Below are 24958 nucleotides of genomic sequence, written 5' to 3'. Positions count from 1 at the left end.
CGTCAGTGGTACGACGACGTCAGCTGACGTGGGCTGGATGGCCTTCTCTCGGGCGGTCCTCACCTCGGCCGCACGGGACGGCGGTCGAGATGTGCGCGACGGGACGCCTGACGGGGCGCCCGACGGTACGGGAGAACGTGACCGAAGGCTGACCCCATCCTAGCACCGGGACTACGCCGTCCGGAGCCGCTCGGCCACCACGCCGCGCTGGTCGATCTCGATCGCGCGGACCTCCCAGTCGGCCGCCCCGCCGACGAGCTCGGCGACGACCTGGCCCACCCTGTCCGGTCCGGCAGCGTCGTCGAGCACGAGGACCGTGGGCCCCGCGCCGGAGACCGTCGCGGCGAGCCCTTCGGCACGCAGCGCCTGCACGAGCTCGAACGTCGACGGCATGACGTCGGACCGGTAGCCCTGGTGCAGCCGGTCCTCGGTCGCCTCGAGCAGGAGGTCGGGCCTGCGGGTGAGCGCCTCGACGAGGAGGGCCGCGCGCCCGGCGTTGAACGCGGCGTCGGCGTGCGGCACCGTCTGCGGCAGGACGCCGCGGGCGCGGCTCGTCGCGAGCCGCGCCGAGGGGACCAGCACCGTCGCGCGCACGTCGGGGTGCACGTCCAGGCGGGCGGCGCGCGCCCCGCCCGTCGTGCCGGTGAGCCATGCCACGGTCGCCCCACCCAGGAGGGCGGGCGCGGCGTTGTCGGGGTGCCCCTCGAGCTCGCTCGCGAGGTCCAGGACCGTGGCGTCGTCGAGCGCCGTCGGGTCCGCGACGAGCGCACGCGCCGCGACGATGCCCGCGACCGCCGCCGCGGCGGACGAGCCGAGCCCTCTCCCGTGCGGGATCCGGTTGACGCACGACAGGTGCAGGCCGGTCTGCGGGGCCCCCGCGACGTCGAGCGCGGTGCGCAGCGCGCGCACGACGAGGTGGCTCTCGTCACCGGGGACCTCGCCCGCGCCCTCGCCCTCGACGTCGACCACGACCACGTCGGACGCGAGAGCCCGCACCTCGATGACGTCGTGGAGCGCGAGCGCGAGACCGAGCGCGTCGAAGCCGGGCCCGAGGTTCGCGCTCGTCGCGGGGACGCGGACCCGCACGTGGTCGGCGCCGAGCTGCATCAGCCGAGACCGAGCGCGTCGGCGATGGACACGACGTCGGCACCGACGCGCGTCGGCACGACCTCGCCGCCGTCCGCCGTCCGCAGCGCCCACTGCGGGTCCTTGAGGCCGTGACCCGTCACCGTGACGACGATCCGCGCGCCGGCAGGGACGAGCCCGCGCTCGGCGCGCGCGAGGATCCCGGCGACGCCGGCCGCCGACGCGGGCTCGACGAACACGCCGACCTCGCTCGACAGGACGCGGTGCGCCGCGAGGATCTGCTCGTCGGTCACGGCCTCGATGACGCCGCCCGACTCGTCGCGCGCCGCCTCGGCGAGCTCCCACGACGCGGGGTTGCCGATGCGGATCGCGGTCGCGATCGTCTCGGGCTCGGTGATCGGGTGGCCCGCGACGATCGGCGCGGCGCCCGCGGCCTGGAAGCCCCACATCTGCGGGACGCGCGTCGCGACGGCGGGCAGCCCCTCGCCCGGGTGCCCCGGTGCTCCCTGACCCGCGTACTCGCGGAACCCGCGCCAGTAGGCCGTGATGTTGCCCGCGTTGCCGACGGGCAGCGCGTGGATGTCCGGGGCGTCGCCGAGCGCGTCGACGATCTCGAACGCGCCGGTCTTCTGGCCCTCGATGCGATCGGGGTTGACCGAGTTCACGAGCTCGATCGGGTGCGTGTCGGCGAGCTTGCGCGCAGCGACCAGGCAGTCGTCGAAGTTGCCGTCGACCTGCAGGAGGCGCGCGCCGTGCGCGATCGCCTGGCTGAGCTTGCCCATCGCGATCTTGCCGTCGGGGACGAGCACGGCGCACAGCATGCCCGCGCGCGTCGCGTACGCCGCGGCCGACGCCGACGTGTTGCCGGTCGACGCGCACACGACCGCCTTGGCGCCGCGCGCCGCCGCGGCGGAGATCGCCGTCGTCATGCCGCGGTCCTTGAAGGACCCTGTCGGGTTCATGCCCTCGACCTTGACGAAGACCTGCGCGCCGGTGCGGTCGGACAGCGCGGGCGCCTCGACGAGCGGCGTGCCGCCCTCTCCCAGCGTCACGACGCGCTCCGACACGTGCGCGGGCAGGCGGTCGGCGTACTCGGCGATGATGCCGCGCCACTGATGGGCCATCCGGCCGGTCATCTCAGGCTCCTTCGACTCTCAGGACGGACGTGACGGTGCGGACGGGCTCGAGTCCCGCGACGGCCTCGACGGTCGCCGCGAGCGCCGACTCCGGCGCGGTGTGCGTGGTGATGACGAGCTGGGCGACCGCCGGCCCGGCCGCGCCGCCCTCGACCGGCTCCGTGGCCTCGGGCGTGCCGGGCTGGCGCACAGCCTCGATCGACACGCCGTGCGCGGCGAGCGCCTGTGCGACCTGCGCCAGGACGCCGGGACGGTCGTCGACCTCGAGCCGCACCTGGTAGCGCGTGAGCGCGGCGCTCGGGGGCAGGATCGCGAGCTCGGCGTAGGTGGACTCCTGCGGGCCCTTGCCGCCGAGCACGCGGTGGCGCGCGGCGGAGACGACGTCGCCGAGGACCGCCGACGCGGTGGGGGCGCCACCCGCGCCGCGGCCGTAGAACATGAGCTCGCCCGCAGACTCGGCCTCGACGAACACGGCGTTGAACGAGCCGCGCACGTTCGCGAGCGGGTGCGACGTGGGCACGAGGGCGGGGTGCACCCGCACCGAGACCCCCGCCGCCTCGCCCTCGGTCGCGCCGGAGCGCAGCTCCGCGATGGCGAGCAGCTTGATGACGTGACCGGTCTGCGCGGCCCACGCGACGTCGTCGGCGGTGACGGACATGATGCCCTCGCGCGCGACGTCGTCCAGCGAGACGCGCGTGTGGAAGGCGAGGCTCGCGAGGATCGCCGCCTTGGCCGCGGCGTCGTAGCCCTCGACGTCGGCCGTCGGGTCGGCCTCCGCGAACCCGAGGTCCTGGGCCTCCCGGACGGCCTCCGCAAGGCTCATGCCCGTGGTGGTCATCTGGTCGAGCACGTAGTTCGTGGTCCCGTTGACGATGCCCAGCACGCGGCGCACGTGGTCGCCCGCGAGGGACTCGCGCACCGGGCGCACGATGGGGATCGCGCCCGCGACGGCGGCCTCGAAGTAGATGTCGACCCCGGCGTCGTCGGCGGCCTTGTAGAGCGTCGGGCCGTCCTCCGCGAGCAGTGCCTTGTTCGCCGTGACGACGGCCGCGCCCGCACCGATCGCGCGGAGCAGCAGGTCGCGCGCCGGCTCGATGCCGCCCACGACCTCGACGACGATGTCCGCGCGCTCGACGAGCGCCGCGGCGTCCTCGGTGAGCAGCGAGCGGTCGATCGCCGCGTCGCGCGGCGCGGACGCGTCCCGGACCGCGATCCCCACGAGCTCGAGGCGCGCGCCGACGCGCGACGCGAGGTCGTCCGCCTGCTGCGTCAGCAGCCGCGCGACCTGCGTCCCGACGACGCCGCAGCCCAGGAGGGCGACGCGCAGGGGCGGGTGGGGCACGGCAGCAGCGGGCACGACGGACCTTCCTCAGGCAGTCAGGGGCGAAGCGGATCCGGCGCGCCCGGACGGGCACCGGCACCGCGCCGACAGGATACGGGCGCCCGGCCACCGGGCGCGCCCGCGCCCACGGGTCGGGAACCGCGCCGGCACGAGCCGCTCAACCCTGGTCGAGCGCGAGGAGGTCGTCGACCGTCTCGCGCCGCACGAGCACGCGTGCGGTGCCGTCCGAGACGGCGACGACCGGGGGCCGGGTCAGCAGGTTGTAGTTCGACGCCATCGACCGCCCGTAGGCCCCGGTCGCCGGCACGGCGAGGAGGTCACCCGCCCGCACGTCGCCCGGCAGCATCACCTCGTGCACGACGATGTCGCCGCTCTCGCAGTGCTTGCCGACGACGCGCGCGAGGACGGGCGCCGCGACGGAGGCCCGGCCGACGACCTCGGCGTGGTACTGCGCGCCGTACAGGGCGGGACGGATGTTGTCGCTCATCCCGCCGTCGACGGACACGTAGGTCCGGACGCGGCCGTCGTCGAGCGCCACCGGCTTGACCGTGCCGACCGTGTAGAGCGTGAGCCCCGCGGGGCCGACGATCGCACGACCGGGCTCGATGGAGAACCGCGGGAGCGGCGTGCCGAGCCGGGCCGCGACCGCGTCCACCGCTCCCGCCACGTCCTTCGCGATCCGCTCGGGGTCGAGCGCGACCTCGCCGGGGAGGTAGGCGATGCCGTAGCCGCCGCCGATGTCCACCTCGTCGACGAGCGCGCCGGTGCGGGCCGCCAGGTCGGCGCGGAGCTCGAGCACCGCGCGGGCCGCGACCTCGAACCCCGTCGGGTCGAGGATCTGGGACCCGATGTGCGAGTGGATCCCGAGCAGGTGCAGCTCGGGGCGGCGCACGACGTCGAGCAGCGCGGTCATGGCCGGCGAGTCCCCGGGTGCGTCGGAGTCGACGCCGGAACCCCGCGGCGCGGCGATCGACAGCCCGAACTTCTGGTCCTCGTGCGCCGTCGAGATGTACTCGTGCCCGCCGGCGTGCACGCCCGTCGTCACGCGGACCATGACGGGCGCCACGACCCCGCGGGCCGCGGCGGCGCGGGCGACACGCTCGATCTCGACGAGCGAGTCGACGATGATGCGCCCGACGCCGACCTCGAGCGCCCTGTCGAGCTCCGCGTCCGACTTGTTGTTCCCGTGCAGGCCGATCTCGGCCCCCGGGACACCCGCACGCAGCGCGACCGCGAGCTCCCCGCCCGACGCCGTGTCGACCCGCAGGCCCTCCTCGCGCGCCCAGCGCGCGACGGCGACCGTCAGCAGCGCCTTGCCCGCGTAGTACACGTCGACGTCGGTCCCGACGGCGCGGAAGGCCGTCTCGAACGCCGTGCGGTAGGCGCGGGCCCGGGCACGGAAGTCCGTCTCGTCGAGCACGTACGCGGGCGTGCCGACCTGCGCGGCGAGCTCGTGGACGCCGAGGCCCGCGACCTCGACCACGCCGTCGTCGCGACGGCGCACGCCCCTCGACCACGGCTCGCCGGGGTGCGTGCTCACATGCGCTCCGGTGCGGTCACCCCGAGCAGGCCCAGGCCGTTGGCCAGGACCTGGCGCACCGCGTCGTTGAGCCACAGCCGCGTGCGGTGCGTGTCCGTGACGTCCTCGTCGGGGTACGGGAGCACGCGGCGGTCCTTCTGCTGATACCACGTGTGGTAGTCGCCGGCGAGGGCCTCGAGGTAGCGCGCGACGCGGTGCGGCTCGCGCAGCTCGGCGGCCTGGGCCACGATGCGTGGGAACTCCGTGAGGCGCCCGATCAGCGCCGCCTCCGTCGGGTGGTCGAGCAGCGACGGGTCGAACCCGTCCGCCCGGGCCACCGCGCGGTCGGCCGCGTTGCGGTCCACCGCGCAGGTGCGCGAGTGCGCGTACTGCACGTAGTAGACCGGGTTCTCGTTGGTCGCCCGCGTGAGCAGGTCCAGGTCGAGGTCGATGCTCGAGTCGGCGGACGAGCGCGTCAGCGAGTAGCGCGCGGCGTCGACACCGACCGCGCCCACGAGGTCGTCGATCGTGAGCACCGTGCCGGCGCGCTTGGACATGCGCACGGGCTCGCCGTCCTTGACGAGGTTGACGAGCTGACCGATGAGGATCTGGAGGTTCCTGCCCGGCTCGTCGCCGAACGCCGCGCACACGGCCATCATGCGGCCGATGTACCCGTGGTGGTCCGCGCCGAGCATGATGATGACCTCGTCGAAGCCGCGCTCGCGCTTGTCCAGGTAGTACGCGATGTCGCCCGCGATGTAGGCTGCCTCGCCGTCGGACTTGATGACGACGCGGTCCTTGTCGTCGCCGAAGTCGGTCGTGCGCAGCCAGGTCGCGCCGTCCTGCTCGAACACGTGACCGGTCTCGCGCAGCCGCGCGACGGCGCGCTCGACCGCGCCGGACTCGTGGAGCGAGTCCTCGTGGAAGTACAGGTCGAAGTCGACGCCGAAGTCGTGCAGCGACGCCTTGATCTCGCCGAACATGCGCTCGACGCCCCGGGCCCGGAACGCCTCGCGCGCCTCGTCGTCGGGCAGTGCGCGCGGGTCCGGCTCCCCCGCCGCGAGCGCGTCCGCGACGACCGCGTCGGCGATCTCGGTGATGTACTGGCCCCCGTAGCCGTCCTCCGGCGCCTCCTCACCGCGAGCGCGGGCGAGGAGCGAGCGCGCGAACCGGTCGATCTGCGCGCCGTGGTCGTTGAAGTAGTACTCGCGCGCCACCTCGGCGCCGCTCGCCTCGAGCACGCGCGCGAGCGAGTCGCCGACTGCCGCCCAGCGCACACCGCCGATGTGGAGCGGCCCCGTGGGGTTCGCCGAGACGAACTCGAGGTTGACGCGCTTGCCCGACTCCGAGTCGCCGCGGCCGTACGCGACACCCGACTCCACGATCGTGCGGGCGAGCTCCCCCGCGGCACCCGCCTCGAGCGTGATGTTGAGGAAGCCCGGCCCCGCGACGTCGACCGCCTTGACGCCCGGGGTCGCGGCGAGGCGCGTCGCGAGGTCCTCGGCGAGCGCGCGCGGCGTCGTGCCCGCCTTCTTCGCGAGCTGCAGCGCGACGTTCGTGGCCCAGTCGCCGTGCTCGCGCTGGCGGGGTCGCTCGACGTGCACGGAGGCCGGGACGGCCCCGGCAGGCAGGGCGAGGGTGCCGTCGGCGACGGCGGCGGCCAGGGCAGCGCTCAGCGCTTCGGAGAGCTCGTCGGGGGTCACGGGAGAATCCTACCGACGCACCGCCCCGGGCCCGTCGCCCGTCGCGGTGGACCGCGGCCCCCCGCCGCGCGCGAACCGGTTGCCGACACCCTCCGGCGGGCTGGTAGTCTCGTGCATCGCGCCGCCGGGTCGTCCCGCACGGCGCACGCCCTCGTAGCTCAGTGGATAGAGCGTCTGCCTCCGGAGCAGAAGGTCGTAGGTTCGAATCCTATCGAGGGCACCTCAGCCCCACAGGCGTAGGCATCTCCCGGACGCCGGCCCCGCACTTCGTTACGGTGTCCCCATGACCGACGGCGGCTATGGGGACTTCGAGTTCGAACGACGCTTCCTCGTGCGCGACATGCCGGAGGAGCTGCGCGACGCGCCCGCGCTGATCGTGCAGAGCTACTACCTCGCCGACGAGGGGTACGCGCTGCGCCTGCGGGCCACGGCCCCCGGTGTCGACGCTCCCATGGACGCCGGCACGGACGCGATCACGCTCCTCGACCGCTACGCCTCCGAGGTCGACCTGTGCACGCTCACCGTGAAAGGGCCGATGGCGGGAGGCACGCGGTACGAGGCCGAGCGCGAGGTCGACGTCGCCGTCGGGCTGCAGATGATCCGGCGCGGCGGGTCGCGCATCGTGAAGACGCGCTGGTCGGTGTGGCTCGGCGACGACGGCTGGGTCGTCGACGTGTTCGGCGGGGCGGACCACCCGCTCGTCGTCGCGGAGTGCGAGCGCTCCGGCCCCGTCACCGACCTGCAGATCCCCGCGTTCTGCGTCACCGAGCTCACGGACGACCCCCGGTTCTCGAACGACGCGCTCGCCAGCCGGCCCTTCGCCGGGTGGCGCACGGCCTACGCGGCCGAGCTCGCGGCGTCGGGCCCGCGCTTCCTCCAGGACTTCGGGCGCAACGAGCGCCTCGCCGGCCCGTAGCCGCAGGGCTCGGTCTCGGCCTTCCGGCCGTCGTGGCCGGGTGCTCAGCGCGAGAGCGCGTCCGCGGCGGCGCACACGGCCGCGACGTCGGCGCGGACGGACCGGTGGTCCACCGGGACCCACCCCGGCTCGTGGCCGAAGAGAACCGCCCACGGGAGCAGCACCGGCGAGACGTGCGCGCGGTCCGCGTCGCGTCGTCGGGCCTCGGCCACCTCCTGCTCCACGGTGTCCTCGAGCGCGACGAGGTCGGCGCGCAACGCCTGCCCCTTCTCGGTCAGGTGGTCGCCGCGCCCCCCGGCGAGGTAGCCCTCCCGCCGCGCCGCGCGGGTGACGCGGGCCGCGGCAGCCCTCAGCCGCTCCCGGAGGCCCGCGTCGTCGGGGTCGAGCCGCAGGCGCGCCCCGGGGAGGCAGGGGTCGCCGAACAGCGCCACGAGGACGTCGGGCTCGTGCCCGGTCGCCCGCGACGGGTCGACGACCTCGAGGACCGGCACGACGGCCGGGGTCGGGTCCGGAGGCACCTCGGGCCGTCCCGGGGACGCGTCACGGATCTCGCGCACGACGCCGTGGAGCGCGAGGGCGAGGACCTGCGCCGCGAGCGCGTGCTCGGGACGGCGCAGGACGACCGCGGCGAGCAGGAGGTCCGCCATGCTCCGACCATAGCCGGGCCGGTCCGCACGGCGGGTCAGGCGCCGCCCATCTCCTCGACGCCCTCGGTGAACTCGAAGTGCCACGGCTCGTAGGCGCCGCCACCGCCGCGCTTCGCCCACGGCGGGTTGGCCCAGCCGTAGGTCTCGCCGTTCGCGTTGAGCCACGCGTACACGTCGCGCGACCCCGTCTCGATCGAGCACAGGTCGATGGCGAGGCCCCAGCCGTGCATCGACGTGCCGGGCCGGGCGGCGAAGCCGCCGCGCGTCGACTTGAGCGAGACCTGCGTGGAGAGGGTCCGGTACGACGAGACGAGGCACAGGTCGCGGCCGAAGCTCGCGCGGAACGCCTCGTTGAGCGCGGACAGCGCGACGGCGGCGTCGGGGCGGAGGAAGTCGCCGGCCTGCCACAGCTCGCACAGCTCGTGCTGGTCGAGGTTGCCGTTGGTCCCCGTGGGGCGGACGGTGGGGTCGCACCCGGGGAGGGGTTCGCGCTCGAACGACCGGGACGCGGCGTCGCTGCGCGCCGCGGTGCGCGGTGCGGCCGCGACGTTCTCCGAGAGCGCGGGGACGGTCGAGGCGGCCGTCGCGAGATCGAGGGCGCTCGGGCCGGCCGGACGCGCGTCGGGCTCGAACGGTGACCTGGCCCCCAGACCGTCGTCGGCGCCGGCGGAGAGCGGCATCGCGATCGTCGCCATGGCGAGGGTGCTGAGCACGGCGACCCGGGGGACCCAGCGGTGCTGGCCCGGCACCTGGGCCTGGCTGCGACGCGGTCGACGCGGACCGTGCTCGGCCTCGCGACGTGCGCGGCGGGACTCGAGGGCGGGGACGTCGTCGGTCTGCTGCGACTGCACCCGCCACCTGCCTTCCCCACTCGGAACGGACGTCGGACCGACCATGGCCGGCCGGTGAACGACACTGGCGACCGCGGTCAATCACGGAACAGTAACGAAGGCCTCCGGCGTTGCCAAGTCTCCTGGTCAGCGCTGCGGGAAGGCTCCCACACCACCCGGCCACCCCGACCACGCCGCCCCGGGGCCCTGCTGCGGCAGCCTCAGTGCGGCCGCCGCTGCATCGCGTCCCGCACCTCGCCGACGAGCTCCTCGAGGATGTCCTCGAGGAACACCACGCCCAGCGAGCCCTGCGGACCGTCGACGCGCGCGAGGTGAGCGCCCGAGCCCTGCATGGCGCGCAGCGCGTCCTCCACCTCGTCGTCCGGTGCCGAGACCGCGAGCGCCCGCACGCGCCAGCCGGGTACCGGGTCGTGACGCGTCGTGTCGTCGGCGTAGAGGACGTCCTTGACGTGGAGGTACCCCACGAGGTCGCCCGACGCGTCCGCGACGGGGAACCGCGAGAACCCGGTGCGGGCGACGAGACGCTCGAGCTCGTCGGGCGTGCACCCCTCGACGACGGTCACGAGGTCGGCGACGGGGACCATCACGTCGCTCGCGGTGCGCTCGGAGAACTCGATCGCGCCCGACAGCAGGCCCTGCTCGTCCCGCAGCACGCCCTCTGCCTGGGAGTGCTCGACGATCGACTGGACCTCCTCGGCGGTGTAGGCCGACGCCACCTCGTCCCGGGGCTCCACGCCCGACCACCGCACGACGTGGTTCGCGACCCAGTTGAGCGCGACGATGACCGGACGCAGCACCCTGCCGATCCACACGAGCGGCGGCCCGAACCACAGCACGGCCCGGTCCGGCCCGGCCACGGCGAGGTTCTTGGGCACCATCTCGCCGAGCACCACGTGCAGGTAGACGACGACGGCCAGCGCGACGACGAACGCGATCGGGTGCGCGAGCGACGCGCTCACCCCGAGGGCGTGCAGGGGGTCCTCGATGAGGTGCGCGAGCGCCGGCTCGGCCACGACGCCCAGGCCGGTCGAGCACACGGTCACGCCGAGCTGGGCGCACGCGAGCATGAGCGAGACGTTCTCCATCGCCCACAGCACGGTCTGCGCACGCCGGTCGCCCCGTGCCGCGAGGGGTTCGATCGCGGAGCGCCGGGCCGAGATGACCGCGAACTCCGCGCCGACGAAGAAGGCGTTGCCCACGAGGAGCACGAGGCCGAGGAGGAGCGCGGTGGACGAGCTCATGCGCCCACCTCCGCGGGCGCCGGACGGACGTTGACGCGCTCGACGCGACGACCCTCCATCGCCTCCACCCGGACGACGACACGGTCCGTGCCCTCACCCACGACGATCTCGTCGCCCGTCACGGGGACGCGCCCGAGGCGGGACATGACGAGTCCGCCGAGCGTCTCGTAGGCGGCGTCCTCGGGGACCCGGAGCCCGGTCACCTCGGTGAGCTCGTCCGGGCGCAGGACGCCCGGGACGAACCAGGAACCGTCCGCACGCCGCGCGGCGCCGGAGCGGCGCCGGTCGTGCTCGTCCGCGACGTCGCCGACGAGCTCCTCGACGACGTCCTCGAGCGTCACGACGCCGGCCGTCCCTCCGTACTCGTCGACGACGACCGCCATCTGCAGCCCGAACCCGCGCAGCTCGACGAGCAGCGGGCCGAGGCGGACCGTCTCGGGGACACGAGGGGCGTCCACCATGAGCGCCGCGGCCGGCACGTCGGCGCGGCGGTCGTGCGGGACGGCCACCGCCCGGCGCAGGTGCACGAGGCCGACGACGTCGTCCCGGTCGTCGCCGATGACCGGGAACCGCGAGTGGCCGGTGCGACGGGCGGCGTCGACGACGTCGGCCGCCGTCGCGTCGCGGTCGACGACGACCATGCGCATGCGGTCGGTCATGACGTCCACGGCCGAGAGCGTGTCGAGCTCGATCGAGTTCGTGAGCAGCGTGGCGACGGACACGTCGAGCGTGCCCTCCTGCGCGGAGCGACGCACGAGGGCGGCGAGCTCCGTGGCGGACCGCGCGCCCGACAGCTCCTCGCGCGGCTCGACCCCCACGCGCCGCAGGATGGCGTTCGCCGACCCGTTGAGCACGGCGATCACGGGGCGGAAGAGCTTGGTGAACTGGCGCTGGAGCGGGACGACCTGGCGAGCCGTCGCGTAGGGCGCGCTCAGCGCGAAGTTCTTGGGGATGAGCTCGCCGACCACCATCGAGAAGGCGTTGACGACGACGAGGGCGAGGACCCCGGCGAGGACGCCCGCGACGGCCTGGCTGAGCGGGGTGCGCCCGAGCCCGTCGGAGAGGAGCGAGAGGAGCGCGGGCTGCGCGGTGTAACCGAGCAGGATCGTCGTGAGCGTGATGCCCACCTGCGCCGAGCTCAGCTCGGTCGACAGGTGCTTGAGGGCGGCGCGGACGCTGCGGTCGCGCCGGTCGTCGCGGCCGTCGGGTCTGTCGCCCTCCTCGCCGGACGGCTCGTCACCGGCACCGACGACGGCCGGGTCGAGGGTGACCAGGGAGAACTCCCCGGCCACGAACACGGCGGTTCCTGCAGTGAGGAGCACCCCGAGCGCGACCATGACCCAGTCGCCTACCACGAGGTGCTCCACGGATATCGGGAGGTGCTCTTCATCGTGCGCAGCATGCTAGCGCCCGGGCGCGTCGGCGGCCCCGAGGCCGGTCGCCGGTCGTCCGCAAATCCGGCCGACCTGGGCCGACGTGTGCCACGCTGTACCCCATGGCAGATCCGAGGGCAGCGAGCGCATTCCCCACCGGCGCGGGTGCAGGGCCGACCACGAGCCGCACCCCCGCTCCCCCGACCGGACCGGCCGGCCAGCAGAGCGCGACCGTGCTCGTCGTCGAGGACGAGCCGGCGATCGCGACGGCGATCGCGCAGCGCCTGAGCGCCGAGGGCTGGCGCGTCGAGGTCGCGCGCGACGGGCTGTCCGGCGTCGACGCCGCGACCCGCCTGCGTCCCGACGTCATCGTGCTCGACGTCATGCTCCCGGGCATCGACGGGCTCGAGGTGACACGCCGCATCCAGGCCGAGCAGCCGGTGCCCATCCTCATGCTCACCGCGCGCGACGACGAGACCGACATGCTCATCGGGCTCGGCGTGGGCGCGGACGACTACATGACGAAGCCGTTCTCGATGCGCGAGCTCGTCGCACGCATCAAGGCCCTCCTGCGGCGCATGGACCGCGCGGCGCAGGCGGCGAGCACGACACCCGCGGAGCCACCCATGGCCGTGGGCGACGTGACGATCGACAAGGCCCAGCGTCGCGTGTACCGCGCCGGGGAGGAGGTGCACCTGACACCCACCGAGTTCGAGCTCCTCGTCATGCTCGCGAGCTCGCCCAAGACGGTGCTCACGCGCGAGCGCCTCCTCGCCGAGGTCTGGGACTGGGCCGACGCGAGCGGGACCCGCACCGTCGACTCGCACATCAAGGCGCTGCGGCGCAAGCTCGGCGCGGACCTCATCCGGACGGTGCACGGCGTGGGCTACGCGTTCGAGCCGCCCGCCGGATGACGACGCCCACCGGTGGGCAGGATCTCTCGGGCCCGTCCCGCAACCCGCCGCACCGGTCCCACACGATCCGGCCCCACCTGCCCGACGTCCGGCCGCTCGACTCGTTCCGCTCGCTGAAGATCAAGCTGGGCGTGCTCGTCGCAGCGACGGTGACGCTCGCCGTGCTCATCACGTGGATCGGGCTGCAGAACCAGCTCGGCCCGTCGCGCACCTTCCCCCTCGCGATCGTCCTGTCGCTCCTGCTGACCCAGCTCCTGGCGCGGGGCATGACGTCCCCGCTGCGCGAGATGACCGCCGCCGCCCGCGCGATGGCCGACGGCGACTACACCCGCCGTGTCCGGGCCACGAGCCGCGACGAGGTCGGGCAGCTCGCGGTCGCGTTCAACGTCATGGCGGAGGACCTCGCGACGAGCGACCAGGTGCGGCGCGAGCTCATCGCCAACGTGTCGCACGAGCTGCGCACGCCGATCGCCGCGCTGCAGGCGCAGCTCGAGAACGTCGTGGACGGCGTGACGCAGCCGACGCCCGCGACGATGGAGATGGCGCTCGCCCAGACGGAGCGCCTCACGCGCCTCGTCGCCTACCTGCTCGACCTGTCGCGCATCGAGGCCGGCGCGGCGGCGCTGAACATCACGGAGATCGAGGTCGGCGACTTCCTCGAGGAGAACGCCGAGGCGGTCTCCATGGTCGAGGCGGCCAAGGGCCTGCGGTACCTCGTCGACGTCACCCCGCCGGACCTCGTGCTCGAGGCCGACAGGGAGCGCCTCCACCAGGTGGTCGTGAACCTGCTCCAGAACGCGATCCGCCACTCTCCCCCGAACGGCGAGATCCGGCTCGAGGCGTACCCGGTCGACGACGAGGTCGTGATCGAGGTCGTCGACGAGGGTCCGGGGATCGCGAAGGAGGACCGCGAGAGGATCTTCGAGCGCTTCGCGCGGGCGAGCGCGACGGGGTCGCACCCGACGGGTTCGCACCCGACGGGTGGCGGCTCGACCGGCGGTACCGGGATCGGGCTCGCGATCGTCCGGTGGGCCGTCGACCTGCACGGCGGCCGGATCGAGGTCGCCGACTCCCGTCGGGGTGCGACGATGCGGGTGACCCTCCCGGCGAGGGCGGGAGACCTCTCGCCGTCACCCCTGGACGACGACGCGCTGTGACCACGCCGAACCGGTGAGATGCGTCACACACCGACCGCCCCATACCCCGTGATGGCCTGGAATTCCGCGCTCTTGCCCGGAGTCGAGGAGGGCGTTGCACCGCGTTTGCCTCGCACAGACGCGACGTGAAGAACCTTGGCACGGCTCGCGCGGGAACGTCCCCCGCGGCCCTGCGAGCGGGGCCCGAGGGCCTAGGCTGGTGTGGTCCGGATGCCGGACGAGTCTGTGCCGGGGCGCGTCGTCGTCTCGCCGTCACGCGCCGACACGACTGTGACCGTACAGCGACCTGTGTGTGAAAGTGGGCGATCCTCGCGTGTCCCCGAAGGCTGAGTCAGAGGCGATCAGCGACGTCAGCTCCGTGTTCGGAGCGAACGAGTGGCTGGTCGACGAGCTCTACGAGCAGTACCTCAAGGACAAGAACGCGGTAGACCCCGCGTGGTGGGACTTCTTCGAGGACTACCGTCCGACGGAGCGCGACGACACGGGCGACGAGCCCGCACCGTCTGCGGCACCGGCGTCGGCGTCCACGAACGGCAGCCCCGCGCAGAGCGCGCCCGCTGCCCCGGCACCGGCCGCCCGACCCGCGGAGGCCACGAAGCCCACGCCGGTGACGGACGGCTCCGCCGCGGCCGAGGCCGCGCAGCGCGTCAAGGCCCCGAAGCTGCCCGCGGACCCCGCCGTCAACGCGGCGGTCGAGGCCGTGCGTGCGCACAAGCCCGTCGCGACGGCGCAGCCCGCCACCGCGCCGTACGCGCAGGTCCCGGCGCGCAAGGTCGCCGCTGCGCCGGACGAGCAGACGGAGGCCGTCGACGACGTCCAGAAGCTGCGCGGCCCCGCCGCGCGCGTCGTGACGAACATGGAGTCGAGCCTCCAGGTCCCGACGGCGACGTCCGTGCGCGCCGTCCCGGCCAAGCTCATGGTCGACAACCGCATCGTCATCAACAACCACCTCGCTCGCGGTCGTGGCGGCAAGATCTCGTTCACGCACCTCATCGGCTTCGCGCTCGTCGAGGCGCTGGCGGACATGCCGGCCATGAACTCGAGCTACACCGAGCTCGACGGCAAGCCGGCCGTCAGCCAGCCGGCCCACGTGAACTTCGGCCTCGCGATCGACCTCGCCAAGCCGGACGGCACGCGCCAGCTCCTCGTCCCGAGCGTCAAGAAGGCCGACACGATGGACTTCGCCCAGTTCTGGGCGGCCTACGAGGACCTCGTGCGACGGGCGCGCGGCGGCAAGCTGGCCGTCGACGACTTCGCCGGCACGACGATCTCGCTGACGAACCCCGGCGGGATCGGCACGGTGCACTCGGTGCCGCGGCTCATGCAGGGCCAGGGCACGATCATCGGCGTCGGCGCGATGGACTACCCGGCGGAGTTCGCCGGGGCCTCGACCGAGCGCCTCGCGCGTCTCGGCATCTCGAAGGTCCTGACGATCACGTCGACCTACGACCACCGCATCATCCAGGGTGCCCAGTCCGGCGAGTTCCTGCGCATCCTGTCGCAGAAGCTGCTCGGCGAGGACGGCTTCTACGACCGCGTGTTCGCCGCGCTGCGCATCCCCTACGAGCCGGTGCGGTGGGTCCGCGACAACACGACGGACGCCGAGATCGAGGCGGCGAAGCCCGCCAAGATCGCCGAGCTCGTCCACTCCTACCGCTCGCGCGGTCACCTCATGGCGGACACCGACCCGCTCGCGTACCGCCAGCGCAAGCACGGCGACCTCGACATCCAGAACCACGGGCTCACGCTCTGGGACCTCGACCGCACCTTCCCCACGGGCGGGTTCGGGGGGAAGACGAAGTCGTCGCTGCGCGACATCCTCGGCCTCCTGCGCGACTCCTACTGCCGCACGGTCGGCGTCGAGTACATGCACCTCGCAGACCGCACGCAGCGCAAGTGGCTGCAGGAGCGTCTCGAGTCCGGCTACGCCCGCACGCCGCGCGAGGACCAGCTGCGCATCCTGCGCCGGCTCAACTCCGCCGAGGCGTTCGAGACGTTCCTCCAGACGAAGTTCGTCGGGCAGAAGCGCTTCTCGCTTGAGGGTGGCGAGTCACTCATCCCGCTGCTCGACGCGATCCTGTCGAAGGCCGCCGAGAACGGCCTCGACGAGGTCGGCATCGGGATGGCGCACCGCGGTCGCCTCAACGTGCTCGCGAACATCGCCGGCAAGAGCTACGCGCAGATCTTCGCGGAGTTCGAGGGCAACCTCGACCCGAAGAGCGTGCAGGGCTCCGGCGACGTGAAGTACCACCTCGGGACCGAGGGCACGTTCACGGCCGAGTCCGGCGCAACGACGAAGGTCTACCTCGCGGCCAACCCGTCGCACCTCGAGGCCGTCGACCCGGTGCTCGAGGGCATCGTGCGCGCCAAGCAGGACCGCATCGACCTCGGGGGCGACGGGTTCTCCGTGCTCCCGATCCTCATCCACGGCGACGCGGCCTTCGCCGGTCAGGGCGTGGTGCCCGAGGTGCTCAACCTCGCCCAGCTGCGCGGCTACCGCACCGGCGGCACCGTGCACGTCGTCGTCAACAACCAGGTCGGCTTCACCACGGGCCCGTCGTCGTCGCGCTCGACGACGTACGCGACCGACGTGGCCAAGGGCTACCAGGTGCCGATCTTCCACGTGAACGGCGACGACCCGGAGGCGTGCGTGCGCGTCGCCGAGCTGGCCTTCGCGTTCCGCGAGCAGTTCGACCGCGACGTCATCATCGACCTCATCTGCTACCGCCGCCGCGGTCACAACGAGGGCGACGACCCGTCGATGACCCAGCCGCTCATGTACAACCTCATCGAGGCGAAGCGCTCGGTGCGTAAGCTCTACACCGAGAACCTCGTCGCGCGCGGCGACATCACGCTCGAGGAGGCCGAGCACGTCCTGCAGGACTACCAGGCGCAGCTCGAGCGGGTCTTCACGGAGACGAAGGAGGGCGGCTACACGCCGTCCGCCTCGAAGGAGCCCGTGGCGGGCCTGGAGCGCCCGGAGTCGCAGCTCGAGGACGCCGGCACGATGGTCGGCTGGCGCACCGCGGTCGACCCGGACGTCGTCGAGCGCATCGGTCAGGTGCACGTCGCGCCGCCCGAGGGCTTCACCGTGCACCCCAAGCTCGCGCAGCTCCTCGAGAAGCGCCGGCAGATGTCCGTCGAGGGCGGCATCGACTGGGGCTTCGGCGAGCTCCTCGCGTTCGGCTCGCTCCTCGCCGAGGGCACGCCCGTGCGCCTCGCCGGTCAGGACTCGCGCCGCGGCACGTTCGTGCAGCGCCACGCCGTCCTGCACGACCGCGAGACCGGCGCCGAGTGGACCCCGCTGCTCTACCTCTCCGCCGACCAGGCGAAGTTCTGGGTCTACGACTCGTCGCTGTCCGAGTACGCGGCGCTGGGGTTCGAGTACGGCTACTCCGTCGAGCGTCCCGACGCCCTCGTGCTCTGGGAGGCGCAGTTCGGGGACTTCGTGAACGGCGCCCAGACCGTCATCGACGAGTTCATCTCGTCGGCGGAGCAGAAGTGGGGCCAGTACTCCTCGGTCGTCATGCTGCTCCCCCACGGCTACGAGGGCCAGGGACCGGACCACTCGTCCGCACGCATCGAGCGCTTCCTGCAGCTCGCGGCCGAGGACAACATGACCGTCGCGCAGCCCTCGACCCCCGCGTCGTACTTCCACCTGCTGCGCCGCCAGGCGTACGACCGCCCGCGCCGTCCCCTCGTCGTCTTCACGCCGAAGCAGCTGCTGCGCCTCAAGGCGGCCGCGTCCCCGGTCGAGGAGTTCACGCAGGGCACCTTCCGGCCCGTGATCGCCGACGCCGCGGCCGACCCGGCCAAGGTCGACCGCGTGCTCCTGTGCACGGGTCGCGTCTACTACGACCTCCTCGCCGAGCGCACCAAGCGCGGGGACGAGAGCACGGCGATCGTCCGCCTCGAGCAGCTCTACCCGCTCGACGTCGACGCGATCCGCGCCGAGATCGCCCGGTACGGCGACGCCGAGGTCGTGTGGGTCCAGGACGAGCCGGAGAACCAGGGTGCCTGGTCGTTCGTCCACATCAACCTGCCGGACGACCTGCCGCGCGTGCGCGTCGTCTCGCGTCCGGCGTCGGCCTCCACGGCGGCCGGCACGGCGAAGAAGCACCAGGCCCAGCAGGCGGTGCTCCTCGAGCAGGCGTTCGCCCGCTGACGACCGACCGGCTCGCCGGGACCTGAGCACGACGAAGGCCCCCCTCCCACGGGAGGGGGGCCTTCGTCGTCGGCTCCGTCCGGCCGGGCCTGACCCTCACCAGCGGTCGTGGACCGCCGCCCGGATGTGCTCGTCGTAGATCTCGCGGATGCCGGACGCGAAGAGCGGGCCGAGCACCTCGGCCGATCCCGCGACGGCGTTGGACCGCGCCTGCTCGACGTTGCGCGCGCCCGGGATGACCGTCGTGACGCCGGGCTGCTGCCAGATCCACGCGATGGCCGCCTGCGCGGGGGTGAGGTCCTGCGCGACCGTGTCGCGCACGAGGTCGGAGAACTGGTGCGCCGCCTCGACGCCGGTCTCGAAGTCCACCCCGGCGAACGTCTCGCCGACGTCGAACGCGCTGCCGTCGCGGTTGTAGGTCCGGTGGTCGTCGTCCGCGAACGTCGTGTCGCGCGTGTACTTGCCGGACAGCAGCCCGGACGCGAGCGGGACGCGCGCGATGATGCCCACGCCGGCCGCGGACGCCGCCGGCAGCACCTCGTCCAGGGGCTTGAGGCGGAACGCGTTGAGGATGATCTGCACGCTCGCGACACCGGGCCGCGCGATGGCGGTGAGCGCCTCGTCGACCGTCTCGACGCTCACGCCGTAGGACGCGACCGCGCCGTCGGCGACGAGGGTGTCGAGCGCGTCGTAGACCTCGTCGCGCGAGTAGACGGCCGTGGGCGGGCAGTGCAGCTGGACGAGGTCGAGCCGCTCGGTCCGCAGGTTCGCGCGCGAGCGGTCGGTCCACTCGCGGAACTTCGCGAGCGTGTAGTTGTCCGGGTCCTGCGCGTCCCGGCGGCCCATCTTCGTGGCGACGGTGATCCCGTGGCCGGGGTTGTCGGCGAGGTACGAGCCGATGATCTGCTCGCTGCGGCCGTCGCCGTACACGTCCGCGGTGTCGAAGAAGGTCACGCCGGCCTCTGCGGAGGCGTCGAGCACCGCGCGGGCGTCGCCCTCCTCGACGTCGCCCCAGTCGGCGCCGAGCTGCCACGTCCCGAGTCCCACCACCGAGACGAGCCGTCCCGTGCGTCCGAGCACACGTCGTTCCATCGTTCCTCCTCGTGCTGCGTCGGGCGCGCAGGCGCACGTGCCCGGGCACCGAGTCTGACGGCCGAGGGCTCATCGCGCACCCGCGCACGCCGAGTACCGTATGTGAGCGTGAACACCGACGCACCTTCCGGCGCACAGCTGCGCATCGCCCACGGCGACCACGTCGCCACGATCACCGAGGTCGGAGCGGCGGTGCGCGAGTACGCGGTCGCCGGCCGGCCGGTCTTCGTCCCGTTCGCCGAGGACGAGGTCGCCCCCGCGTTCAACGCCGCGGTGCTGCTGCCGTGGCCCAACCGCCTGCGCGACGGTCAGTACGAGATCGACGGCACGAGGTACCAGGTACCCGTCACCGAGTTCGCGCGCAGCACGGCGCTCCACGGGCTCGCGTGCTGGCAGCGGTGGACCGTCGTCGAGCACTCCGGCTCCGCGGTGACGCTCGAGCTGCGCCTCGTCCCCACGCCCGGCTACCCGTTCGCGCTCGTGTCGCGCGTCGAGTACTCGCTGAGCGACGCCGGGCTGCGCGTGCACGTCCGCACGACCAACGCCGGCCGCGGCACGGCGCCGTACGGGATCGGCTTCCACCCGTGGCTCTCCCCGGACGGCGCGGACCTCGACGACTGCACGATCCGCCTCGACGCCGTCTCGCGCGTCACGACCGACGACCGCCTGCTGCCCACCGGGACGGAGCCGGCGTCCGGCTCGTTCGACCTGCGGGAGACGCGCTCCCTGCGGGGTGTCGACCTCGACGACGCGTACGTCGACGTGACGCGCGACACGGACGGTCTGTCGTGGATCCGGCTCGGCGCCCCGGACGGGCGCACGGCGGCCGTGTGGATGGACGCGTCGATGGACACGTGGCAGATCTGCACCGGCGACCACGTGGGCGACGCCGCATTCCGCCGCTCGGGCGTCGCGGCGGAGCCGATGAGCTGCATCGCCGACGCCTTCCGCACCGGGGAGCGGCTCGTGCGCCTCGCGCCGGGCGACTCGCACGAGGTGACGTGGGGCGCGACCCTCCTCTGAGCGCGGGCCGGTGGCCCGTGCGCGACGGTCGCGCCGGGCGCCGACACGCCGGGCGGACGGCCCGGGATCGACCGCGGCTCCCGACGTCGGGGAGAATGACCCCTGTGGAGGACGCAGCACGTCGAGAAGTCCGGATCTGCGTCGTCGGCGACGAGCTGAGCGCCGGCGTCGGGGACGCCAAGGCCCTGGGGTGGTCGGGGCGCGTCGTCGCGCGCACGCGCTTCGGCCAGCCCGTCTACGTCTTCCCGCTCGCGATCCCCGGGGAGACGACGACGGCCCTCAGCCAGCGCTGGGAGGCGGAGACCGCGCGGCGGTTCTCCCCCGAGCCCGACGTCGACAACCGGCTGGTCATCGGACTCGGTCGGCACGACCTCGACTCGGGCCTCTCCGTCGCGCGGTCCCGGCTCAACCTCGCGAACGTCCTGGACGTCGCGGAGTCGCGCCGCCTGCCGACGTTCGTCGTCGGGCCGCCGCCCGGCCACCCGCAGGACGCGGACCGGCTCGCCGAGCTCTCCAACGCGTTCGCGGACGTCGCGAACCGTCGTCGCGTGCCCTACGTCGACACGTTCAGCCCGCTCGTGACGCACGAGCAGTGGCTCGCGGACCTCGCCCAGAGCGGCAACGGGTTCCCTGGCCAGGCGGGTTACGGCCTCATGGCGTGGCTCGTGCTGCACACGGGCTGGCACGCCTGGCTCGGCCTGCCCGACGACGCGCCCTGAGCAGCGCCGTCGGGCAGGCCGGGGAGGCTGCGCCTCAGCCGCGCGAGACCGTGAGGTCGCCGGACACGGTGCTCGCGGACACGTAGGCGCCGCCCGCGGTGGGGGTCTCGACGGGGCGGTCGACGTGGTCGACCGACGTCGTGCGCTGCGCGGAGCTCTCGAGGCGCACGCCGTCGAGCACGGCCTTTCCGGTGACGCTGCGCGCCTTGAGGTTGACCGGCGCCCCGGCGCCCAGGCGCACGGCGACGTCGCCGGAGACGGTGCGCGCGTCGACGAGCGGCGTGCTCTCGCGCGCGACCACCTCGACGCCGCTCGTCACGGTCGTGACCGACACGCGGCCGAGCGAGCCCGCGACGTTCACGGCGCCCGACGCCGTGCTCACGCGCACGTCGCCGACGTGCTCGACGACGTCCACGGGCGCCGAGGCGGTCTTCACGGAGACGGGGCCCGTCGTGCCCTGGACGCGCACGGGACCGGTCGCCGTCGTCACGGACAGGTCGGCCGTGGTGCCGGTGACGGTGGTGGCGGCACGCGCCGTCGTCACCTTGACGGGCACGTCGGCCGGGACGGTGACGCGCACGACGGCGCGGTCCTTGTCGCGCAGTCCCTTCGCCCGGTCGACGACGCCCTCGATGCCGGCGAAGTCGTACCCGATGCGCAGCTCGCCGTCGTGCGCGCTGACCTGCAGGGGACGCTCGGTGACGTCGCCGATCTCGACGTGCGCCCCGTCGGCGCGGTTCGGGTCCGCGACGACGTCGACGGACCCGTCGGTCAGCTGGACGACGACGCGGCGTACCTCGGCGACGTCGAGGGTCTGCGGGGTGGCGACCACCCAGGTCTCGGTGCTCATGCGATCTCTCTCCTCGTTCGGGGTCTGGTGCGGCTTCTGGTGCTGGTCCTGGTGCGGGATCTCGGTCGGCGTGCGGTCGTGGTGCCGCAGGGGTGCGTCTGATCCACCGTGCGTCACGGCAAGGTCGCCCGCACGGCCTTGCGCGCGCTGTCGAGGACGGTGCGCAGCGTGTCCACGGTGAGCTCGGTGACGACGCTCGACGCGTCGGCGCGGCGCAGGTCGGCGCGCACGTCCTCGCGGAAGCGCTGCACGAGCGCCTCGGCCTCCATGCGCCAGGCGTACGACTCGCGCCGCCGAGGATCGGGCTCGCCCTCGCGCGGACGCGCGCGCGCCGACTGCGCGGCGGCGGCGAGCTCGGCGCGCAGCCCTTGGAGCGAGCCCTGGACCTCGGCGCGAAGCGCCTGCGCGCGCTGCCGGACGGTCTCGGCGATGCCGTGCTCGAGCTGTGCGACGTCACCGCGTCGCGCCTCGATCTCGGCACGACCGGCGGGCGTGAGCTCGTACGTCGTCTTGCGTCCCTCGACGCTGCGCCGCACGAGCCCTTCGTCCTCGAGCCGTCCCAGGCGTGGGTAGATGGTCCCTGCGCTCGGGCGGTACGTGCCACCGAAGCGTTCGGTGAGCTCGGTGATGAGCTCGTACCCGTGCTTGGGCCCGGCGTCGAGCAGGGCGAGGAGGTACAGGCGCAGCTCGCCGTGGGCGAAGACCGTGGCCATCAGCGGTCCACCGGACCGCTCGCGGCCGCGCGTGCGCGGGCTCCGGGCGTTCCCCAGGCCGGGCCGTCGCCGGTCGCGCGCCCGGGTGCGTCGGTCGAGGTGCGCTCCGCGTCCTCCTCGAAGGAACCGCGCAGCACGGTCACGTTCCCGGAGACGGCGGACACCCGGACGGACGCCGCCGGTCCGTGCTGCGCCGGTCGGCTGAACGAGCCCGCCGCGCTCCGCTGCTCCGTCCCGTCGACGAGCAGCCGGCCGCTCACGCACCGGATCGCGTAGGACATGGCGTCGGGGTCGGGGAGCCGGACGAGCACGTCGGCGGAGACGGCGCTCACGCTGACCTCGGAGGGCGTCGTGCGGGTGTCGACCGTCACCGCGCCCGAGACGGACTCGAGCCGCAGCGAACGCAGCGCCCCCGTCGCCGTGAGCCCGCCCGAGACGGACTCCATGCGGACCGTGCCGTCGTGCTCGCTCGCGGAGACCTCGCCCGAGACCGTGTCGACGCGCAGCTCGCCCGCCGTGCGGCTGGTCATGACCGAACCGGTGACCGTGCCCACGCGCACACCGTTCCGGAGACCTGCGACGAGACCCTCGCCCTGCACGGTGACGACCTTGGCGTACGTGGTCGCCGGGACGGCCACGTGCACGTCGGCCGCGTCCTTGCCGGTGTAGGTGCGAAAACGCTCGAGGAAGCCCTTCCAGCCGGCCTCGTACGAGCCGTAGCCGATCCGCAGGGTCGTGCCGTCCACCGCGACCTCGAGCGCGCGCCCGGTCACGGAGTGCACCTCGACGACGACGTCGGTCCGGGCGGGGTCCTCGTGGGCGACCACGTCGATGCGACCGCCGATGACCGTCGCGTCGAGCAGCGCGACGTGCTCGACCCCGATCGTCCGCGGACCGGTGACGGTCCAGCTCTCGTGCGTCATCCTGCGCCGTCCTCTCGTCCGCCGAGGCCCGCCCCTGAGGCAGTCCGCGGTGCTGCCCGCGCGGGGGTTCACCCTCGCGCAAAGTTGCGATATATCGCGTTCTCCGAGACACGATATATCGCGTTCAGGCGGAGGGCAAGGGATGACGTGTGGGACCATGGGAGGCGGACCGACACGCAGAGGGCGGCCGTTCCCGCCGAGATCCCTCGAGGACGGCGGCACTCCCCGAGACCATCAGGAGAACATCATGAGCAAGCGCGGACGCAAGCGTCGCAGCCGCAAGGGCAACGGCGCGAACCACGGCAAGCGCCCCAACGCCTGAGGCACGCACGCGCGAAGGGCCCGGACCGACGTCGTCGGTCCGGGCCCTTCGTCGTACGGGAGCCGGCTGCGCGGGCCCGCAGGACTCAGCGCGTCTCGACCACCGTCGTGGTCGTCGTCATGACGATGAGCTGCGCGTGGATCCGCGCGCGCAGGCTCGGCGGCGCCTGCTCGTGGCACGAGCGACGCACGAGCCGCTTCACGAGCTCCTCCACGCTCAGCTCGGCGAGGCACGGCGAGCAGTGCGCCACGTGGGCGCGCATCCGCAGCTCGTCGTCGGAGGTCATCTCCGAGTCGAGGTACTCGTAGAGGTGCAGCAGGGCGTGCTCGCACTCCGACTCCCCCTCGGTCGAGTGCGGGATCGGCGTGACCGTCTCGTCGGTCGCCCGCAGGCCCGGCGTCCGGCTCTCTGACGTGCTCACGACTCACCTCCAGGAGCCTTCGCCCCTACCAGTCCTCGCTGCGCGGCGTAGTCGGCCAGCAGCTCGCGCAGCTGGCGCCTGCCCCGGTGCAGGCGGGACATGACCGTACCGATCGGTGTCCCCATGATCTCCGCGATCTCCTTGTACGGGAAGCCCTCGACGTCCGCGTAGTACACGACCATGCGGCGGTCCTCGGGCAGCTCCTGCAGCGCGCGCTTCACGTCCGTGTCCGGCAGGCGGTCGAGCGCCTCGGCCTCCGCCGAGCGCAGCCCCTGCGACGTGTGCGACGCGGCGCGCGCGATCTGCCAGTCCTCGACGTCCTCGGCCTGGGACTGCTGCGGCTCGCGCTGCTTCTTGCGGTACGTGTTGATGAACGTGTTCGTGAGGATCCGGTACAGCCACGCCTTGAGGTTGGTCCCCGGGCGGTACTGGTGGAACGCCGCGAACGCCTTGGCGAACGTCTCCTGCACGAGGTCCTCTGCGTCGGACGGGTTGCGCGTCATGCGCAGCGCCGCCGAGTACAGCTGGTCGAGGTACTGCAGCGCGTCGCGCTCGAACCGCGCGGCCCGTGCGGCGTCGTCCTCCGCGGCCGGCGCTCGGTTCGTGTCGGTGTCGTCGTCCGTACCGGTGGTCGCGGAGACGTCGTTCTCCGTCCCCTCGGGCAGCGCGGAGGTCGGCGTCGCGGACGGCACCGTCTCGGGGCTCCCGGGGATCTGCTCAGTCATCGACAACGAGCCTAGTCCCCTGTTCGTCAGGTTGTTCGCTGGGACGGACCTCGCGGCAGGACCGGCCGAGAAGGCCGCCACGAGTGCCTCGTCCGGGGAGGCCGGGGCGACCGCCTGAGC

22 protein-coding genes and 1 tRNA gene are annotated in these 24958 nt (G+C 73.4%); 8 read left to right on the top strand and 15 right to left on the bottom strand.

What is annotated here, in order from left to right; genetic code table 11:
• Positions 1 to 171: 171 nt before the first annotated feature.
• The 5 genes from thrB to argS form a co-directional block, all read right to left on the bottom strand.
• Complete coding sequence (gene thrB / locus ACZCLJ_RS19560) at positions 172 to 1107, bottom strand: homoserine kinase (RefSeq protein WP_463104970.1); 936 nt, start codon at positions 1105 to 1107, stop codon at positions 172 to 174.
• Positions 1107 to 2210 carry a threonine synthase gene (gene thrC / locus ACZCLJ_RS19555; RefSeq protein WP_251150591.1) on the bottom strand — a complete coding sequence of 368 codons (1104 nt, stop codon included), beginning with the start codon at positions 2208 to 2210 and terminating at the stop codon, positions 1107 to 1109. The genes thrB and thrC overlap by 1 nt, the downstream gene beginning before the upstream one ends.
• A gap of 13 nt (positions 2211 to 2223) precedes the next feature.
• A complete protein-coding gene (locus ACZCLJ_RS19550; RefSeq protein WP_463104969.1) occupies positions 2224 to 3579 on the bottom strand; it encodes a homoserine dehydrogenase in 1356 nt (451 codons plus the stop codon).
• 142 nt (positions 3580 to 3721) lie between these two features.
• A complete protein-coding gene (gene lysA, locus ACZCLJ_RS19545) occupies positions 3722 to 5104 on the bottom strand; it encodes a diaminopimelate decarboxylase (RefSeq protein ID WP_463104968.1) in 1383 nt (460 codons plus the stop codon).
• Positions 5101 to 6786, bottom strand: coding sequence for an arginine--tRNA ligase (argS, locus tag ACZCLJ_RS19540; protein ID WP_463104967.1), 1686 nt, complete (start codon positions 6784 to 6786; stop codon positions 5101 to 5103). The genes lysA and argS overlap by 4 nt, the downstream gene beginning before the upstream one ends.
• Positions 6787 to 6933: 147 nt before the next feature.
• On the opposite strand from argS, the gene ACZCLJ_RS19535 reads away from it, so the two are divergent.
• Positions 6934 to 7006: transfer RNA gene (locus ACZCLJ_RS19535), tRNA-Arg, on the top strand.
• Between the two features lie 63 nt (positions 7007 to 7069).
• Positions 7070 to 7702 carry a CYTH domain-containing protein gene (locus ACZCLJ_RS19530; protein WP_463104966.1) on the top strand — a complete coding sequence of 211 codons (633 nt, stop codon included), beginning with the start codon at positions 7070 to 7072 and terminating at the stop codon, positions 7700 to 7702.
• A 44-nt stretch (positions 7703 to 7746) separates the two neighbouring features.
• Here the strand turns inward: ACZCLJ_RS19530 and ACZCLJ_RS19525 are convergent, their stop codons facing one another.
• From ACZCLJ_RS19525 to ACZCLJ_RS19510, 4 genes are all read right to left on the bottom strand, one after another.
• Complete coding sequence (locus ACZCLJ_RS19525; protein WP_463104965.1) at positions 7747 to 8349, bottom strand: hypothetical protein; 603 nt, start codon at positions 8347 to 8349, stop codon at positions 7747 to 7749.
• Positions 8350 to 8384: 35 nt separating this feature from the next.
• Entirely contained in the window at positions 8385 to 9200 is an 816-nt protein-coding gene (locus ACZCLJ_RS19520) for a M15 family metallopeptidase (RefSeq protein WP_251150283.1), read from the bottom strand.
• Positions 9201 to 9400: 200 nt separating this feature from the next.
• On the bottom strand, positions 9401 to 10441 hold the full coding sequence (locus ACZCLJ_RS19515; protein ID WP_463104964.1) for a hemolysin family protein: 1041 nt from the start codon (positions 10439 to 10441) through the stop codon (positions 9401 to 9403).
• A complete protein-coding gene (locus ACZCLJ_RS19510; protein ID WP_463104963.1) occupies positions 10438 to 11796 on the bottom strand; it encodes a hemolysin family protein in 1359 nt (452 codons plus the stop codon). Before ACZCLJ_RS19510 ends, ACZCLJ_RS19515 begins: the two co-directional genes overlap by 4 nt.
• A gap of 140 nt (positions 11797 to 11936) precedes the next feature.
• On the opposite strand from ACZCLJ_RS19510, the gene ACZCLJ_RS19505 reads away from it, so the two are divergent.
• From ACZCLJ_RS19505 to ACZCLJ_RS19495, 3 genes are all read left to right on the top strand, one after another.
• Positions 11937 to 12728: a response regulator transcription factor gene (locus ACZCLJ_RS19505; protein WP_463104962.1), complete on the top strand. Its 792-nt coding sequence runs from the start codon at positions 11937 to 11939 to the stop codon at positions 12726 to 12728.
• The gene (locus ACZCLJ_RS19500; RefSeq protein WP_463104961.1) at positions 12725 to 13885 is read left to right on the top strand and encodes a sensor histidine kinase; all 1161 of its coding nucleotides are present in this window, start codon (positions 12725 to 12727) and stop codon (positions 13883 to 13885) included. The genes ACZCLJ_RS19505 and ACZCLJ_RS19500 overlap by 4 nt, the downstream gene beginning before the upstream one ends.
• Positions 13886 to 14198: 313 nt before the next feature.
• Positions 14199 to 18050: a multifunctional oxoglutarate decarboxylase/oxoglutarate dehydrogenase thiamine pyrophosphate-binding subunit/dihydrolipoyllysine-residue succinyltransferase subunit gene (locus ACZCLJ_RS19495; protein WP_463104960.1), complete on the top strand. Its 3852-nt coding sequence runs from the start codon at positions 14199 to 14201 to the stop codon at positions 18048 to 18050.
• A gap of 96 nt (positions 18051 to 18146) precedes the next feature.
• Here ACZCLJ_RS19495 and ACZCLJ_RS19490 read toward each other — a convergent pair whose 3' ends face one another.
• A complete protein-coding gene (locus ACZCLJ_RS19490) occupies positions 18147 to 19142 on the bottom strand; it encodes an aldo/keto reductase (RefSeq protein ID WP_463104959.1) in 996 nt (331 codons plus the stop codon).
• Between the two features lie 108 nt (positions 19143 to 19250).
• On the opposite strand from ACZCLJ_RS19490, the gene ACZCLJ_RS19485 reads away from it, so the two are divergent.
• Both ACZCLJ_RS19485 and ACZCLJ_RS19480 read left to right on the top strand, forming a co-directional pair.
• Entirely contained in the window at positions 19251 to 20165 is a 915-nt protein-coding gene (locus tag ACZCLJ_RS19485; RefSeq protein WP_463104958.1) for an aldose 1-epimerase family protein, read from the top strand.
• 104 nt (positions 20166 to 20269) lie between these two features.
• Positions 20270 to 20884, top strand: a complete 615-nt coding sequence (locus ACZCLJ_RS19480; RefSeq protein WP_251150291.1) for a GDSL-type esterase/lipase family protein — start codon at positions 20270 to 20272, stop codon at positions 20882 to 20884.
• A gap of 34 nt (positions 20885 to 20918) precedes the next feature.
• Here the strand turns inward: ACZCLJ_RS19480 and ACZCLJ_RS19475 are convergent, their stop codons facing one another.
• The 3 genes from ACZCLJ_RS19475 to ACZCLJ_RS19465 all read right to left on the bottom strand — a co-directional run bounded on the left by ACZCLJ_RS19475 (position 20919) and on the right by ACZCLJ_RS19465 (position 23370).
• A complete protein-coding gene (locus tag ACZCLJ_RS19475; RefSeq protein WP_251150292.1) occupies positions 20919 to 21734 on the bottom strand; it encodes a DUF4097 family beta strand repeat-containing protein in 816 nt (271 codons plus the stop codon).
• Between the two features lie 113 nt (positions 21735 to 21847).
• Positions 21848 to 22447, bottom strand: a complete 600-nt coding sequence (locus ACZCLJ_RS19470; RefSeq protein ID WP_251150293.1) for a PadR family transcriptional regulator — start codon at positions 22445 to 22447, stop codon at positions 21848 to 21850.
• The gene (locus ACZCLJ_RS19465; RefSeq protein ID WP_463104957.1) at positions 22447 to 23370 is read right to left on the bottom strand and encodes a DUF4097 family beta strand repeat-containing protein; all 924 of its coding nucleotides are present in this window, start codon (positions 23368 to 23370) and stop codon (positions 22447 to 22449) included. The genes ACZCLJ_RS19470 and ACZCLJ_RS19465 overlap by 1 nt, the downstream gene beginning before the upstream one ends.
• Before the next feature lie 247 nt (positions 23371 to 23617).
• Between ACZCLJ_RS19465 and ACZCLJ_RS19460 the strand changes: the two genes are divergently transcribed.
• A complete protein-coding gene (locus ACZCLJ_RS19460) occupies positions 23618 to 23692 on the top strand; it encodes a 50S ribosomal protein bL37 (protein ID WP_375791718.1) in 75 nt (24 codons plus the stop codon).
• An 85-nt stretch (positions 23693 to 23777) separates the two neighbouring features.
• Here ACZCLJ_RS19460 and rsrA read toward each other — a convergent pair whose 3' ends face one another.
• Both rsrA and ACZCLJ_RS19450 read right to left on the bottom strand, forming a co-directional pair.
• Positions 23778 to 24113 (bottom strand): mycothiol system anti-sigma-R factor, encoded by a 336-nt coding sequence (rsrA, locus tag ACZCLJ_RS19455; RefSeq protein WP_251150295.1) that lies wholly within the window; start codon positions 24111 to 24113, stop codon positions 23778 to 23780.
• Positions 24110 to 24838: a sigma-70 family RNA polymerase sigma factor gene (locus ACZCLJ_RS19450; protein ID WP_463104956.1), complete on the bottom strand. Its 729-nt coding sequence runs from the start codon at positions 24836 to 24838 to the stop codon at positions 24110 to 24112. The genes rsrA and ACZCLJ_RS19450 overlap by 4 nt, the downstream gene beginning before the upstream one ends.
• Between the last annotated feature and the right edge of the window lie 120 nt (positions 24839 to 24958).

The sequence above is a fragment of the Cellulosimicrobium sp. So1_17 genome (assembly GCF_055181235.1).
Note: the sequence above shows the minus strand (reverse complement) of the source record. Positions and strands in the feature narration are given on the sequence as shown.